Origin of the sequence: Xanthomonas sp. D-109, from assembly GCF_017746095.1 — a bacterium.
GTDB classification, from domain to species: Bacteria; Pseudomonadota; Gammaproteobacteria; order Xanthomonadales; family Xanthomonadaceae; genus Xanthomonas_A; species Xanthomonas_A sacchari.
Window position 1 is genome coordinate 42719 of the sequence record NZ_JAGHWV010000011.1, and the last position, 14189, is coordinate 56907.

The 14189-nt window shown below is 70.2% G+C and carries 12 protein-coding genes and 1 tRNA gene; 8 read left to right on the top strand and 5 right to left on the bottom strand.

Annotated elements, in window-relative coordinates:
• Positions 1-74: 74 nt before the first annotated feature.
• Positions 75-1376 carry a hypothetical protein gene (locus J7357_RS11665; protein ID WP_244667455.1) on the top strand — a complete coding sequence of 434 codons (1302 nt, stop codon included), beginning with the start codon at positions 75-77 and terminating at the stop codon, positions 1374-1376.
• Between the two features lie 60 nt (positions 1377-1436).
• On the opposite strand, the gene hisS is transcribed toward J7357_RS11665, so the two are convergent.
• Positions 1437-2837, bottom strand: coding sequence for a histidine--tRNA ligase (gene hisS, locus J7357_RS11670; RefSeq protein WP_209246627.1), 1401 nt, complete (start codon positions 2835-2837; stop codon positions 1437-1439).
• Positions 2838-2948: 111 nt separating this feature from the next.
• On the opposite strand from hisS, the gene J7357_RS11675 reads away from it, so the two are divergent.
• A complete protein-coding gene (locus J7357_RS11675) occupies positions 2949-3704 on the top strand; it encodes a helix-turn-helix domain-containing protein (protein WP_209246629.1) in 756 nt (251 codons plus the stop codon).
• A gap of 301 nt (positions 3705-4005) precedes the next feature.
• The gene (locus J7357_RS11680; protein WP_010340756.1) at positions 4006-4320 is read left to right on the top strand and encodes a hypothetical protein; all 315 of its coding nucleotides are present in this window, start codon (positions 4006-4008) and stop codon (positions 4318-4320) included.
• Positions 4321-4354: 34 nt separating this feature from the next.
• On the opposite strand, the gene thrC is transcribed toward J7357_RS11680, so the two are convergent.
• Positions 4355-5656, bottom strand: coding sequence for a threonine synthase (gene thrC, locus J7357_RS11685; protein ID WP_209246631.1), 1302 nt, complete (start codon positions 5654-5656; stop codon positions 4355-4357).
• A 61-nt stretch (positions 5657-5717) separates the two neighbouring features.
• Between thrC and J7357_RS11690 the strand changes: the two genes are divergently transcribed.
• The gene (locus tag J7357_RS11690) at positions 5718-6011 is read left to right on the top strand and encodes a hypothetical protein (RefSeq protein WP_209246633.1); all 294 of its coding nucleotides are present in this window, start codon (positions 5718-5720) and stop codon (positions 6009-6011) included.
• Between the two features lie 528 nt (positions 6012-6539).
• Here the strand turns inward: J7357_RS11690 and J7357_RS11695 are convergent.
• The 3 genes from J7357_RS11695 to J7357_RS11705 all read right to left on the bottom strand — a co-directional run bounded on the left by J7357_RS11695 (position 6540) and on the right by J7357_RS11705 (position 10853).
• Positions 6540-7499, bottom strand: coding sequence for a homoserine kinase (locus J7357_RS11695; RefSeq protein WP_209246635.1), 960 nt, complete (start codon positions 7497-7499; stop codon positions 6540-6542).
• 5 nt (positions 7500-7504) lie between these two features.
• Entirely contained in the window at positions 7505-10030 is a 2526-nt protein-coding gene (gene thrA / locus J7357_RS11700) for a bifunctional aspartate kinase/homoserine dehydrogenase I (protein WP_209246637.1), read from the bottom strand.
• A 463-nt stretch (positions 10031-10493) separates the two neighbouring features.
• A complete protein-coding gene (locus tag J7357_RS11705) occupies positions 10494-10853 on the bottom strand; it encodes a hypothetical protein (protein WP_244667456.1) in 360 nt (119 codons plus the stop codon).
• A 353-nt stretch (positions 10854-11206) separates the two neighbouring features.
• Between J7357_RS11705 and J7357_RS11710 the strand changes: the two genes are divergently transcribed.
• The 4 genes from J7357_RS11710 to J7357_RS11725 all read left to right on the top strand — a co-directional run bounded on the left by J7357_RS11710 (position 11207) and on the right by J7357_RS11725 (position 14183).
• A tRNA-Arg gene (locus J7357_RS11710) sits at positions 11207-11283 on the top strand.
• 249 nt (positions 11284-11532) lie between these two features.
• Positions 11533-13065 carry an aldehyde dehydrogenase family protein gene (locus J7357_RS11715; RefSeq protein WP_209246639.1) on the top strand — a complete coding sequence of 511 codons (1533 nt, stop codon included), beginning with the start codon at positions 11533-11535 and terminating at the stop codon, positions 13063-13065.
• A gap of 66 nt (positions 13066-13131) precedes the next feature.
• On the top strand, positions 13132-13413 hold the full coding sequence (locus tag J7357_RS11720) for a DUF4190 domain-containing protein (RefSeq protein ID WP_209246641.1): 282 nt from the start codon (positions 13132-13134) through the stop codon (positions 13411-13413).
• On the top strand, positions 13410-14183 hold the full coding sequence (locus J7357_RS11725; RefSeq protein ID WP_209246643.1) for a class I SAM-dependent methyltransferase: 774 nt from the start codon (positions 13410-13412) through the stop codon (positions 14181-14183). The genes J7357_RS11720 and J7357_RS11725 overlap by 4 nt, the downstream gene beginning before the upstream one ends.
• Positions 14184-14189: the final 6 nt, after the last annotated feature.

Sequence of the window (14189 nt, forward strand, 5' to 3'; positions counted from 1 at the left end):
ATCTGGCCTCACGCTGCGCGCAGACGCCGCCGGCAGCGCATGGAAGGAGTACCCGGCAGCCGTTAGGATCGGCGATGACCGCCGCCGCTCTGGAATGCCGCATGCGCCATGCGTGTTCTGCCGCTCTTGCCCTGTGCCTGGCGACGCAGGCGCTTGCGCAGCCGCTGCCTCCCCTCCAAGGAGCCGCAAGCGGCGAGACCGCGGCCACTGTGCCAGGACTGCCGATCCGCTCCACCGCCCAGCTCAAGGCCTACCTGCGCGCCCACGCCGGCCAGCCCACGCCCCTGGATGCCCTCACGCCCGGCGCGCGCGAGCGCTTTCTCGACGGCCTGGTGTTCGGCCGCAACGGCCTGGGCGGATTCGATACGCAGGATCTGCCGCAGCTCACCCGCGAACAGGGCCGCGCACTGCTGGCCCTGTTCGGCGCCGAGCGCTACGCCGAGAGCTTGCCGCACTGGGCGACGCAGCCGCGCGCCCACGATCCCGCCGCCCCCATCGGCGACCTGGAACGTCGCTACAACGTCTACAACCTGAATCTGGACAGCCTCGGCCGCACTGGACGCGATCCCTGGCCCGCAGTGCGCAGCGCTCTGCCCGAAGCATTCGACCCCGCCGCCCTCGGGCAATCGGACGCGACCGCGCTGGACCTTCTGTATCGGGCCGTCGTCGCGACCTACGCGCTGCGCCCCACCCCGGCGGGACTGGACACGCAACTGCAGGTGTTGGCGCAGTTGCGGCGCCGCGGCCAGGCCAGCGCGGCGCAGGTGGACGACGCCGGCAACGCGCTGCTGCTCGCGCATCGTGTGGAAGACGCACGGCGCCTGCTGGCCGATGGCGGCAGCGCCGAATGGCCGCATTGGCTGCGCTTCGAGGACCGCCTGGGCGCGACGGCGCAGGGGCCGACGCTGTGGTCGCTGGACGCCGATGGCCGCACCCTGCGCCGGCAGCGCATCGATCTGGGGCCGACCCAACTCCTGGTCACCGCCGGCTGCCATTTCGCCGCCGACGCCGCGCGCGCCATTGCCGCCGATCCCGAACTGGGCCCGGCGTTCCGCCGCCATGCGCTGTGGCTGACCCTGCCGCCCGGCAGCGAGGACCTGGAGGCACTGCGCGCCTGGAACCAGGCGCAGCCGCAGACGCCGCTGCATCCGATTTACGACGTGGAGGAATGGCCGCTGCTGCCGCGCGAATGGCGCATGCCGACGTTCTTCCTGGTGCGCGACGGCAAGGTCGTCGCGCAGTTGCAGGGCTGGCCGGCGGACGACGCCGCGCAGCGGCGTGCGCTGAAGGCGATGCTGCAGGGTGCGGGCCTGCTGTCGCCCGCGCTTGGGGGATCAGCCACGGCCGGGTTTACCGGCCATACTGGTCGCGGCTGAAGCCGCTCCTACGAGAATCCTGCAGAGCGCGGCGGCCGTCGCCGGCCGTCGCCACCAAACTCAGGCCATCACCTTGGCCTGCTCCAGTTCCACCTGCAGCGTGCTGGCCAGCTCGTCGCGGGCGACCTCGAACTGCTGCTCGCGCAGCAGGTCCTTGACCGCGACCACGCCGCGCGCCAGTTCGTCGTCGCCGGCCAGCACCACGAAGCGGATGCCGGCGCGGGCCGCGTACTGGAACTGCTTGCCGATCTTCTTCGGCTCCATCTGCACTTCGGTATTGATGCCGCCGGCGCGCAGGCGTCGCGCGATGTCCAGCGCGTCGTCCAGCTTGGCCTCGTCCATCAGCGCCACCATCGCCTGCACGCTGCTGGAGGCGATGCCGTCGATCAGCCCGGCCTCGCGCAACTGCCAGAACAGCCGGGTCAGGCCGATGGAGATGCCCACGCCGGGCAGCTTGGACTTGCTGTAGTGGCTGGCCAGGTCCTCGTAGCGGCCGCCCGAGCAGATCGAGCCGATCTGCGGATAGTCGGTCAGCAGGGTCTCGTAGACAGTGCCGGTGTAGTAGTCCAGGCCACGGGCAATGGAGAAATTCAGGCAGTACGCGGTCTCCGGCACCCCCAGCGCCTTGACCAGGGCCAGCACCTCGCGCAGTTCGGCCACGCCCTCGCGCAGGATCGCACTGGACGCCGCATCGGCCTCCAGCGCCTGCAGCCGCGCCAGCGCATCGGCATGGCCACTGGAGCGCACCGCGACGAAGTCGAGAATGCGCTGCACCTGCTCGGCGGGAATGCCGAAGCCTTCGCCGGTGAGCGTCTCGCGCACGTAGTCGGCACCGCGCTTGTCCAGCTTGTCGACCTCGCGCAGCACCGCCAGCTGGCGCTCGCCCTCGGCCACGCCCAGGCTCTCGAAGAAGCCGCGCATCAGCTTGCGGTTGTTCAATTGCACGGCGAAATCGCCGATCCCCAGTTCGGCGAACACCGCATGGATCACCGCCAGCACCTCGGCGTCGTAGCGGATGCTCAGCGCATCCTTGCCGATCACGTCGATATCGCACTGGTAGAACTCGCGGAAACGGCCGCGCTGGGCGCGTTCGCCGCGGTACACGCGCTGCATCTGGTAGCGACGGAACGGGAAGCTCAGCTCGTGCTCGTGCTCGGCCACATAGCGGGCCAGCGGCACGGTCAGGTCGAAGCGCAGCGCCAATTCCGGCAGCCCGCCCTCGGCGCCCTCGGCCGCGGCATTGGCCAGCGCGCCGGTGGACTGCACGAAGTACACCTGGCGCTCGGTCTCGCCGCCGGACTTGGTCAGCAGCACGTCGGACAGCTCGAACACCGGCGTTTCCACCGGCAGGAACCCGAACCGCTCGTAATTGCGGCGGATGACGTCCAGCATGCGCTGGAACGCGATCTGCTCGCGCGGCAGCAATTCCATGATGCCGGGCGGCGTACGGGGCTTGATCACGTGCGGAACTCCTGCGATTCGGGGGCGAGCGGGATGCCAATTCTAGCCGCACCGGCCACGCCCGGCCGCATCGGCGTATCATTCGCGGGTGCCGAAGCCGCTGCCATGCCCATGAACAGGCCTCCTTCCGGATTCGACGTGCCGTACGCCGAACCGGCCGCCCCGCGCGTGCCGCACGGCAACGAATGCCTGCATTGCGCGGTCCGCCACCTGGCGATCTGCTCGGCGCTGGCCTGCGACGAGGTGCAGGCGCTGGAACGGGTCACCACCTCGCTGACCTATGCCACCGGCGCCACCCTGGCGCGCACCGGCGAGGCACGGCAGGCGGTCTATACCGTCACCGCCGGCGCACTGCGCCTGGTCCGTACCCTCGCCGACGGCCGTCGCCAGGTGGCCGGCTTCGTGCTGCCCGGCGACTACGTGGGCCTGAGCGAATCGGCCCGGCACCGGCACGACATCGAAGCCATCGCCGACAGCCGGGTGTGCCGGGTCCCGGTGGCGCAGATGCAGCAGTTGCGTAGCCAGTTCCCGCACCTGGAGCGCAAGCTGCTGCAGCGCGCCTGCCTGGAACTGGACGCGGCGCAGGACGCGGCGCTGGCGCTGGCGCGGCTGCAGCCGACCGAGAAGCTGGCCGATTTCCTGCTCAAGCTCGCCGCCCGCGCCGCGCGCCAGGGCGATGCCGGCAACAAGGTGGTGCTGCCAATGGGCCGCGGCGACATCGCCGACCATCTCGGCCTGACCATGGAGACGGTCAGCCGCACCTTCACCAAGCTGCGCCAGCAGGGTCTGATCGCCTTGCCGCAGCTGCATGTGGTCGAGATCCGTGACTTCGCCGCGCTGCACCGGCTGGCGTCGGACGAAGACTGAGCGGACCGAGGTGGCGATTTTTTCGCCACGCCGCTGCAGGCACTGACGCCGTGCGGCGCCCGGCCAGTTATCCACAGGATTCCAGGGCAACGCTCCACATCGCGTGTGGACAACCGTGCAGTCTCCGCTGGCGGCCAACGGGTCGCCTTGTCTGCCAGCGCGTGCAATGCTGTCGCCGCGCCCGCTCTGAACGCTTCAGCCGGCCCCCGCGGCAGCAGCGTCCTGCCGGCTTAGACTGCGTGCGCAATACACCTGCGGCGCCGCCGCGGTGCCGGTGGGGGGGACCACTCGGAGGGCCAACATGGCCGTCGCCATCGAGATGCAACACGCCTCGCGCGCCTGCGTGATGCTGGATCGCGAGCGCGAACTGGAGTTCTGGAAGGCGCAGTTCGTACACAGCCCCTTCCATCAGCCCGGTTACACGTTCCACGACTACGAGCCGGCGCTGAAGCTGGCTTACGACGCCTACCTCAAGTACCACGGCCAGCGCGTGGAGGACGTGGTCGCGCAGCTGCGCGACGTGTTCCTGCGCGACCACCCGCGTTCGCGCCTGGACTGGCTGCAAGTACGCGGCATCGTCCTGGCCGCCTGGCAGCGGCTGCAGCCGTCCGACTGAGCCACCACGTGCGCAGGCGCCGCCTGCGCACCGCTCAGCCGGCGAGCAGCCGCGCGCGCAAGGCCGCGTAGTCCGGCGCGATCGGCTCGGCCTGCGCCGGCCGCTGCAGCAACGCCGCCAGGGCCGGCGGTACCGCCACCGGCTGCCCGATCAGCGGCTCCACCACCCCTTCGAACTTGGCCGGATGCGCAGTGGCCGCCACTGCCCAGTCGCCGGCGTCGGCCTCGGCGCCTTCGGCGCGCAGTTGCTGCAGCACGTGCAGCGCGGTGGCGGTATGCGGGCAATGCACCTCGCCGTAGCGACGGAAACGCTCGCCGATGGTCTGGCGGATCTGCGCATCGTCCACCGAGTACGCCTGGAACTGCGTGCGCAGCGTGGCGTCGTCGCCCTGGTACAGCCAGCGCAGGCGCTCGACGTTGCTCGGCGCGCCGACGTCCATCGCGTTGGCCAGGGTCGCCACGCTGGGCTGCGGCGCGTAGTCGGCGCCGGCGAAGAAGTCCGGCAACACGCGGTTGGCGTTGGTCGCCAGCACGATCCGGCCCAGCGGCACGCCCAGCGCACGCGCCAGGATCGCGGCCAATGCGTTGCCGAGATTGCCGGTCGGCACCACCAGGTTCAGCAGTTGCGCATGCGCGGCATGGTGCTGCAGCGCTGCGTGTGCGTAGTAGCTCATCTGCGGCAGCAAGCGCCCCAGGCTGATGCTGTTGGCCGAACTCAACGGTGCCTGTGCCTGCAGCTCGGCGTCGTTCAGCGCCTGCTTGACCAGCGCCTGGCAATCGTCGAAGGAGCCGGCCACGCGCAAGGCGTGGATGTTGTCGCCGAAGCAGCCAAGTTGGTGCGCCTGCCGCGGCGACACGCGCCCGTCCGGATACAGCACCACCACGCGCAGCCCGGGCTGGCGATGGAACGCGGCCGCGACCGCGGCACCGGTGTCGCCCGAGGTGGCGACCAGGATGGTCAGCGGCGTCGCCGCACTGCGCCGCAGGCGGGTCAGGCAGGCCGCCAGGAAGCGGGCGCCGAAGTCCTTGAACGCGGCGGTCGGCCCGTGGAACAGCTCCAGCGCGTGGTCGCCCGGCGTGGCCAGCGGCTGCAGCGGCGCAGGGAAGTCGAAGGCTTCGGCGCAGATGGCCGGCAGTTCCGCGGCCAGGGCGTCGCCCTCGAAGAACGGTGCCAGCAGCTCCTCCGCGGTCTCGGCGAGGCTGGCGCCGGCGCGCAGGTCGCGGGCGGCGGGCATGCGATCGGGCACGTACAGGCCGCCATCGGGGGCGAGGCCGGCGGCGATGGCTTGGCTGAGCGAGACCGAAGGTGCGGCATTACGGGTGGAGATGAAGTTCATGGTGGTTCCATTAACAGGGGGAATTCGATCGCACTGTCGTTCTTAGCTGTGGCTGTGGCTGTTGCTGTTGCTGTTGCTGTGGCTGTGGCTGTGGCTGTTGCTGTTGCTGTGGCTGTTGCTGTGGCTGTGGCTGTTGCTGTTTTGCTTCACCCGGGGTCCCCTCGGCGCGGCAGCCGCGGCGGGCGAATACCCGAAGGGCGACGCGCAGGATGCGCGTCGTTTTTCGCCGGCACAGGGATGTGCCGTCGAAAAATGCCCGTCGTGGCTGCGGACCCGGAGCGCGTTAGCGCGGAGGGCGCGCTGCGGGGTGTGCTTTCTTTTGGTTACTTTTCTTTGCACAAGCAAAGAAAAGTGACTCGCCGCCAGGCGAAAGCTGTTGCTGTTGGTTGCTTTTTTTCCTGTCGGACGCACGGAACTTGTAGGAGCGGCTTCAGCCGCGACAGGTGCTTCGTCACCTCCTTGGTCGCGGCTGAAGCCGCTCCTACATGGGTCTTAAAGCAACAACAACAGCAAAGGCTTTCGCCCTTGCGGGCGAGTTACTTTTCTTTGCTCGCGCAAAGAAAAGGTAACCAAAAGAAAGCGCGCCCTGCCTCGCGCCCTCCGCGCTGCGCGCTCCGGGTCCGCGTCCAGCACGGGGATCCGCGGAAGGGGCATCCTGCCCCTGCCGCGGACGGCGTACATCCATGTACGCCGCCCTTCGGGTGTTTCCCCGCGATGGCCGCCGCTTCGGAAGGGAACCCGGTACGGCAACAGCAAAAACAAAACCAACGACCACAGCAACAGCGACTGCAACAGCAAAAGCAAATTCGAAATCGGCAACAGCAACGACACTAGCAACAGCAAGAGCAACAGCGGCGCGGACAACGCACCGCTCCATAAGTGGCTACAGCAACGTCGCTCCCGGACACTGCAGCGGCGAGACCCAATGCTGGCTGCCGAAGCCCGCGTCAGCGAAGGCCGCCTGCGCCGCCGGTGCCGCCGCCTCGGCCTCGGCGCGGGTGGCGAACCAAGCGAAGACGCTGGGGCCGGCGCCGGAAATGCCCGCGCCCATCGCCCCCGCCGCCAACGCCGCCGCCTTGGCCGCGTCGAAACCGACGATCAGCGGCGCACGCCGCGGCTCGATGAGCACGTCGCGCAAGCCGGCGCGCACCAGGGACTCGTCGCCGGCATGACAACCCGCCAGCACCAACGCCAGGTTCGCGCTCTGCGCCACGAACTCGCCGAGCCGGTACTCCCCGGCCAACGCCGCGCGCGCGTGGCGCGTCTCCAGCGTGGCGTCCGGATGCACCAGCAGGCTGTGCCAACCGCCCGGCACCGGTACCGGCACCAACCGCTCCAGGGTCGACAACACCAGCCCGCCCAGCAGCATCGGCCCGAGGTTGTCGCCGTGGCGGCTGCCGCTGGCCACCGCCTCGCCGTCCAGCGCATAGCGATACAGCTGGTCGCGTGACAGCGGCACGTCCAACAACGCGTTGGCCGCCACCAGCGCCGCCACGCACGAGGCGGCCGAGCCGCCCATGCCGGAGCTGAGTGGAATGCCCTTGTCGATCTCCAGTTCGAAGCCGAACGGCAGCGCCAAGGCCTCGCGCAGCGACATCAGGGCAGCGCCGGCGGTATTGCGCGCCGCCTCCAGCGGCAACGCCACGGTGGTGCCGCGGATCGCCGCGATGCGCACCTCAGGCGCATCGATGCGACGTACCGTCACCGTGTCGCCGACGCCCTCCACCGCATAGCCCAGCAGGTCGAACCCCACCGCCACGTTGGCCACCGAAGCCGGCGCGAACGCGCGGGCCTGCGTCGGCAGCGCAGCGGTGCCGACAGCACCGGCCGCGAGCGTCTGCATCCGGCTCACAGGCGCGCGCCCTCGCCCGCCGCCACCCGCAGCAGGTCGGCGAACACGCCGGCGGCGGTCACCTCCGGGCCGGCGCCCGGCCCCTGCACCACCAGCGGATTGTTGCAGTAGCGGCGGGTGGTGAACTGCACCACGTTGTCGGTCAGGCGCAGGTTGGCGAAGGCATGGTCGGCCGGCAGTTCCACCAGGCCCACGCTGGGCGCATGGCCCGGCGCCAGCCGCGCCACGTAGCGCAGCACGCAGCCGCGCGCCTTGGCCGCCTGCAGGCGCTGCGCGAAGACGGCATCGACTTCGTGCAGGCGCGCCATGAAATCGTCCACGCTGGCCTGGCGCAGCGCCTCCGGCACCAGGCTTTCCACCGCCACGTCCTCCAGGCTCAATTCGTGCCCGGCCTCGCGCGCCAGGATCACCAGCTTGCGCGCCACGTCGGTGCCGGACAGGTCGTCGCGCGGGTCCGGTTCGGTGTAGCCCATGCCGCGCGCCTCGGCCACCAGCTGCGCGAACGGCACGCTGCCGTCGTACTTGTTGAACAGCCAGGCCAGGGTGCCGGAGAAGATGCCTTCGATCGCGGTGACGGCGTCGCCGGTATCGACCAGGTCGCGCAAGGTGGTGATCACCGGCAGGCCGGCGCCGACCGTGGCCTCGTAGCGGAACCGCGCGCCGCTGGCGGCGGCGGCGGCGCGGATCGCGTGGAAGCGCGGCAGCGGCCCGGCGCCGGCCTGCTTGTTCGGAGTCACCACGTGGATGCCGGCGGCCAGCCAGCCGGCATAGCGGTCGGCGACGTCGGCGCTGCCGCTGCAGTCGATGATCACCGCATGCGGCAGGTGCGCCGACAGCAGGTGGGCGGTGAACGCGTCCAGGTCGGTCGGCTGCTGGCCGGCGGCCAGCGCCTGCCGCCAGTCGCCGGCGAAGGCGCGCGGCTCCAGGCGCATCGTGCTGCGCGAGGCGACCGCGCGCAGGCGCAGGTCGAGGTTGGCCTTGGCCAGCAATTGCGGCTGCGCGGCGCGCAACTGGTCCAGCAGTGCCGCGCCGACGTTGCCCGGCCCGATCACGCCGACCGAGAAGGTCTGCGGCGACAGCCAGAAGCCGGCATGCGCGGCGCGCAGCGCCTTGGTCGCGTGCGCGCTGTCGATGGCCACCGAGATGTTGCGCTCGGACGAGCCCTGCGCGATCGCCAGGATGTTGACCTGGGCGCGGCCCAGCGACTCGAACAGGCGCGCGGCCACGCCGGGCTGGCCGGCCATGCCGTCGCCGACCGCGGCCAGCACGCTGATGCCGGTGGTCAGTTGCACGCGCTGCACCTGGCCGACGACCAGTTCGTGCGCGAACGCGGAAAGCACCGCGTCGCGCGCGCGCTCGGCCTCGTTCTGCCGCACCACGCAGCAGATGGAATGTTCGGAAGAACCCTGCGAGATCATCACCACCGACACGCGCGCGTTGCGCAGCGCGGCGAACACGCGTTCGGCGGTGCCGGGCACGCCGATCAGGCCGGTGCCCTCCAGATTCAGCACGGCCAGGTCCGGGCTCAGGGTCAGGCCCTTGATCGGGCCGCTGGTGGCGCTGCTGGCGGTGATGCGGGTGCCCGGGTGTTCGGGCTGGAAGGTGTTGCGGATGATGATCGGCAGGCCGCGCTCGATCGCCGGCGACATGGTCTGCGGATGGACGACCTTGGCGCCGAAGTACGCCAGTTCGCAGGCTTCGTCGTAGCTGAGCGTTTCCAGTTGCACCGCTTCGGGCACAACCCGCGGGTCGGCCGAGAGCACGCCGTCGACGTCGGTCCAGATGTGCAGTTCGGCCGCCTCGAACAGCGCGGCGAAGATCGCGCCGGAGTAGTCGCTGCCGTTGCGGCCGAGCGTGGTGATGCGGCCGGCGCGGTCGCGGGCGACGAAGCCGGTGACCACGATGCGCTGCTGCGGGTGCTGCGCGCGCCACTGCGCAAGGCGCTGCGCGCTGGCCTCCCAGTCCACGTCCACGCCCAGCTCGCCGCGGTCGACCACCAGCACCTCGCGCGCATCCAGCACCGCGCAGTCCTCGCCCAGCGCCCGCAGGTGATCGCCCAGCAGTTGCGCCGAATACACCTCGCCCAGGCCCTGCACGCGATCCAGCACTTCCCGTGGCAGCTCGCCGATCACCGCCAGCGCGGCGAGGATCTCGGCCAGATGCTCGAAGCGCGCGTCCAGCCATTCCACCGTGGCGCCGGCGTGCTCGCCGAGCAGCGCCACGGCGGCGGCGCGATGGCGGGCGCGGGTTTCGTGCCAGCGCTCGCGCCAGTCGCCGTGGCCGCGCGCGGCCAACTCGGCCAGGCCGATCAAGGCATCGGTGACGCCCTTCATCGCCGAGACGACGGTGACCTGGAGCCGCTCCGGGCGCGCCAGCAAAAGTTGCGCGACATGGCGGTAGCGTTCGGCATCGGCCACCGAGGTGCCGCCGAACTTGTGCACGACGGTGGCAGCGGCGAGCGCGGGATCGACGGCGGAATCGGGCGAAACGGCGACAGCGGAAGCGACGGCGGGGGACGACATGGGAGACCTCGGAGTGGAGGCCCCGCTCGCATCAGGCCGAGGGTGTCCCCCGCATCCTGATCCGGGTGCGGGGCCGTGGTGTTCGACGATCAGACGAAGACGACGGGCCGCACCGGGCGAATGGTGAGGGTGGTAATACCGGTGGTAATGCCCGCAGCGCCCGCAGCCGCGCGCAGAAGCGAACGCGGAAGCGAGGGAGCGACGAGGGCGTGGACCAGAGGCATGGACGCAAGAGGACATCATGCGCCGGGGCGCTGTCAAGCGCCGCGTGTGCAAGCGCAGCATCGGCCGACTGGCCAAGCAAGACGGTTGCAAAAGTGACTATCGCGAAAGCCTGAAAAACCCGGTGTTGCGCCGGGTCGCATGGCAAGCAAGCACGCGGAAAATGCCGATGCGACCCGTACCGAACGATCCGCACCGACCGAGCGCGCGACGCCCGTGGCGCCGCGCGCTTGCGCAAGCCTTACTGCTGCTTCTGATCCGCCGGCGGCGTCTGCGTCGGCTGCTGCGGATCCGGGTTGGCCGGGTCCTGCGGGGTGGTCGGCGACGTGCCGTCCTGTCCCTGCATGGTGCCCTGGCCGGCATCGGTGCCGGTGGTGCCGGTCGCGGTGCCGGTCGCGGTGCCGGTGGCGTCGCCGCTGGTGCTGCCCGCCGGCGCCGTACTGCCTGCCGGCGCGGTGCTGCCGCCTGCCGGGCTACCATCGGCCGCGGCCGGCGGGTTGGCGGCATTCGGATCGGTGGCCGGTTGGTCGCCATCGCGCTTGCACGCTGCCAGGGCAGCCAGCATCGAACCGACCAGGACCATCTTCATTGCTGTTTTCATCTGTAACTCCTGCTTCGCATAGGGGTGGGAATCGCTGCGGGCATGCCGGACAACCGGCAGTCATGCCAGCCCGCGGCGACCAGGACCGCCGATGCGCGGCGGCGATCATCCCGCCGCAGCAACTGCGGTCGGGACGCTTGTAGCGAACGTGACGGAGGCAACTGCGTCCGTCATGTGTCGACTCTGCGACGACGCGGGATCGCGGCGCGAATCGCCGCCAGGCGCAGTGGCCGACGTCCGCAGCCTACGCAGGGCGATGCTCAGTCCGCGTCGGCACAAGGTGTAAAGGACGTTATTGCAGGCCGGGGCGACAACGCGCGATTCAGCGTCGTAGAATCCCCCCGCAGGCCAATGGCCCCGTAGCTCAGCTGGATAGAGCGGTCCCCTCCTAAGGGACAGGTCGTGCGTTCGAATCGCGCCGGGGTCACCATTTCGTTCATGTCGGCGGCAGCGGCGCTCCTGCCGGCAGCGACTCTCTCCCCCCGGTCCTCCTTCTTGCTTGCCGAAGCACGTGGCGGAGCCGCCATGACGGCGCGCCGGTGGGCTTTCGCGCCCACGAGGCACCCAGCCCGGCAGCGGCGACGGCCGGCTACGTCCGGTCTGCTAAAATTGCCGGCTTCGCGTCCCGCGTCCCCCGCCTGCGGTCGCCTTCCCTGTCGCAACGAACCCAGGAGATTCCATGTCCGCTGACCTGCTCAAGGCGCTCGGCCTCGCCGCCACCAACTCCGGCACCTATCTCGGCAACGGCGAGTGGTCCAGCGCCACCGGCGCCGGCGTACTGCAGCCGCTGAACCCGTCGAGCAACGCCATCATCGCCGAGGTGCAGGCCACCACCGAGCAGGATTACGAGACGGTGATCGCCCGCGCCCAGGCCGCGTTCAAGGTCTGGCGCACCACCCCGGCCCCGCGCCGCGGCGAGGCGGTGCGGCTGTGCGGCGAGGCACTGCGCAAGCACAAGGACGCGCTGGGCTCGCTGGTCGCGCTGGAAATGGGCAAGAGCAAGCCGGAAGGCGACGGCGAAGTGCAGGAGATGATCGACATCGCCGATTTCGCAGTCGGCCAGAGCCGCATGCTGTACGGCTACACCCTGCACTCGGAGCGTCCGGGCCACCGCATGTACGAGCAGTACCAGCCGCTGGGCCTGGTCGGCATCATCAGTGCGTTCAACTTCCCGGTCGCGGTGTGGAGCTGGAACGCGTTCCTGGCGGCGATCTGCGGCGACATCTGCATCTGGAAGCCGTCCAACAAGACCCCACTGACCGCCATCGCGTCGATGAAGATCTGCAACGACGCGCTGCGCGATGCCGGCTTCCCGGACATCTTCTTCCTGATCAACGACGCCGGCGTGGCGCTGTCCGAGCGCCTGGTCGAGGACACCCGCATCCCGCTGATCAGCTTCACCGGCTCGACCCAGGTCGGCCGCGTCGTCGCCGAGAAGTGCGCGCGCCGGCTGGGCCGCTGCCTGCTGGAACTGGGCGGCAACAACGCGATCATCCTCGACGAGAGCGCCGACCTGAAGCTGGCCGTGCCCGGCATCGTGTTCGGCGCGGTCGGCACCGCCGGCCAGCGCTGCACCACCACGCGCCGGCTGATCGTGCACGAATCGATCTACGACACCGTGCTGGCCACCCTGGTCAAGGCCTACAAGCAGGTCGAAGGCAAGATCGGCGATCCCACCGACCCGGCCAACCTGATGGGTCCGCTGAACAGCCGCGGCGCGGTCGAGCAGTTCCTGGACTCGATCGCCAAGGCCAAGGCCGCCGGCGGCACCGTCGAGACCGGCGGCACCGCGCTGGACCGCCCGGGCAACTTCGTGCTGCCGGCGATCGTCACCGGCCTGAAGAACAGCGATGAAGTGGTGCAGCACGAGACCTTCGCGCCGATCCTGTACGTGATGAAGTACAGCACCCTGGACGAGGCCATCGACATGCAGAACGGCGTGCCGCAGGGCCTGTCCTCGTCGATCTTCACGCAGAACCTGAAGGCGGCGGAGAAGTTCCTGTCCGCGGCCGGCAGCGACTGCGGCATCGCCAACGTCAACATCGGCACCTCCGGCGCCGAGATCGGCGGCGCCTTCGGCGGCGAGAAGGACACCGGCGGCGGCCGCGAATCCGGCTCGGACGCGTGGAAGGTGTACATGCGTCGGCAGACCAACACGATCAACTACTCCGATTCGCTGCCGCTGGCGCAGGGCATCAAGTTCGATCTGTGACGCGGTGAGCGCGGCGGCCGCGCGCTGCGGCCGCCGCTCCCTTTCCTTATGCAAGGAGCGAGCGCGATGAGTCAGGTGCGCGAAACCAATTCCCTGGCGGTGGTCAGCCTGATCGCCGGCATCCTCGGCTGGACCCTGATGCCGGTGCTCGGCAGCCTCGGCGCGATCGTCACCGGGCATCTGGCGCGCGCGCAGATCCGCCGCCAGCCGCAGCGCTTCCAGGGCGATGGCCTGGCGGTGGGCGGGCTGATCCTGGGTTGGGCCGCGGTGGTGCTGGCCGTGCTGGCGGTGCTGGCCTTCGTGCTGTTCTTCGGCGGGCTGGCGTGGTTCGCCAGCACCCAGTCGTGAGCCGGGACGCCGCCGCGCCGCGCGAGCGCTTCAGCGACCGCGTCGCCGATTACGTGCGCTACCGCCCCAGCTATCCGCCGGCCCTGCTCGAGTGGGTGCACGGCGAGCTGGGCGTGGCCCGCGACGCGCTGGTCGCCGACATCGGCGCCGGCACCGGGATCTCCACCCGCCTGTTCCTGCAGGCCGGGCACCCGACCCTGGCAGTGGAGCCGAACGCGGCAATGCGCGCGGCCGCCGAGGAATTGCTGCAGGACCAGCCGGGCTTTCGTGCCGTCGACGGCAGCGCCGAAGCCACCACCCTGGCCGATGCCAGCGTCGACCTGATCAGCGCCGCGCAGGCCTTCCACTGGTTCGACCTGGAGGCGGTGCGCCGCGAATGGGCGCGGGTGCTGCGCCCCGGCGGCCTGGCGCTGGTGTACTGGAACTCACGCCTGCTCGACGCTACGCCGTTCCTGGAAGGTTACGAGCAATTGCTGCTGGAATACGGCACCGACTACAGCGCGGTGGCCGAGCGCTACCACGACGATGCCACCATGCAGCGCTGGTTCGGCGCCGGCCTGCGCGGCACCGCGCAGTTCCCCAACGAACAGCGCATGGACTTCGAGGCGCTGCGCGGGCGCCTGCTGTCGTCCTCCTACGCGCCGCTGCCCGGCCACCCGCGCCACGCGCCGATGCTGGAGGCGTTGCGTGCATTGTTCGACCGGCACCAGCGCGACGGCGTCGTCGCGTTCCATTACCGCACCCGCGCCTTCGCCGGGACGCTGACCTGAGCCACG

Bases quoted from the DNA above. Each gene is read 5' to 3' on its own strand.
- J7357_RS11695 (WP_209246635.1), bottom strand. From the start codon at position 7,499: ATGCAGACGCTCGCGGCCGGTGCTGTCGGCACCGCTGCGCTGCCGACG.
- thrC (WP_209246631.1), bottom strand. From the start codon at position 5,656: ATGAACTTCATCTCCACCCGTAATGCCGCACCTTCGGTCTCGCTCAGC.
- J7357_RS11680 (WP_010340756.1), top strand. From the start codon at position 4,006: ATGGCCGTCGCCATCGAGATGCAACACGCCTCGCGCGCCTGCGTGATG.
- J7357_RS11720 (WP_209246641.1), top strand. From the start codon at position 13,132: ATGAGTCAGGTGCGCGAAACCAATTCCCTGGCGGTGGTCAGCCTGATC.
- J7357_RS11675 (WP_209246629.1), top strand. From the start codon at position 2,949: ATGAACAGGCCTCCTTCCGGATTCGACGTGCCGTACGCCGAACCGGCC.
- J7357_RS11665 (WP_244667455.1), top strand. From the start codon at position 75: ATGACCGCCGCCGCTCTGGAATGCCGCATGCGCCATGCGTGTTCTGCC.
- J7357_RS11715 (WP_209246639.1), top strand. From the start codon at position 11,533: ATGTCCGCTGACCTGCTCAAGGCGCTCGGCCTCGCCGCCACCAACTCC.
- thrA (WP_209246637.1), bottom strand. From the start codon at position 10,030: ATGTCGTCCCCCGCCGTCGCTTCCGCTGTCGCCGTTTCGCCCGATTCC.
- J7357_RS11705 (WP_244667456.1), bottom strand. From the start codon at position 10,853: ATGAAAACAGCAATGAAGATGGTCCTGGTCGGTTCGATGCTGGCTGCC.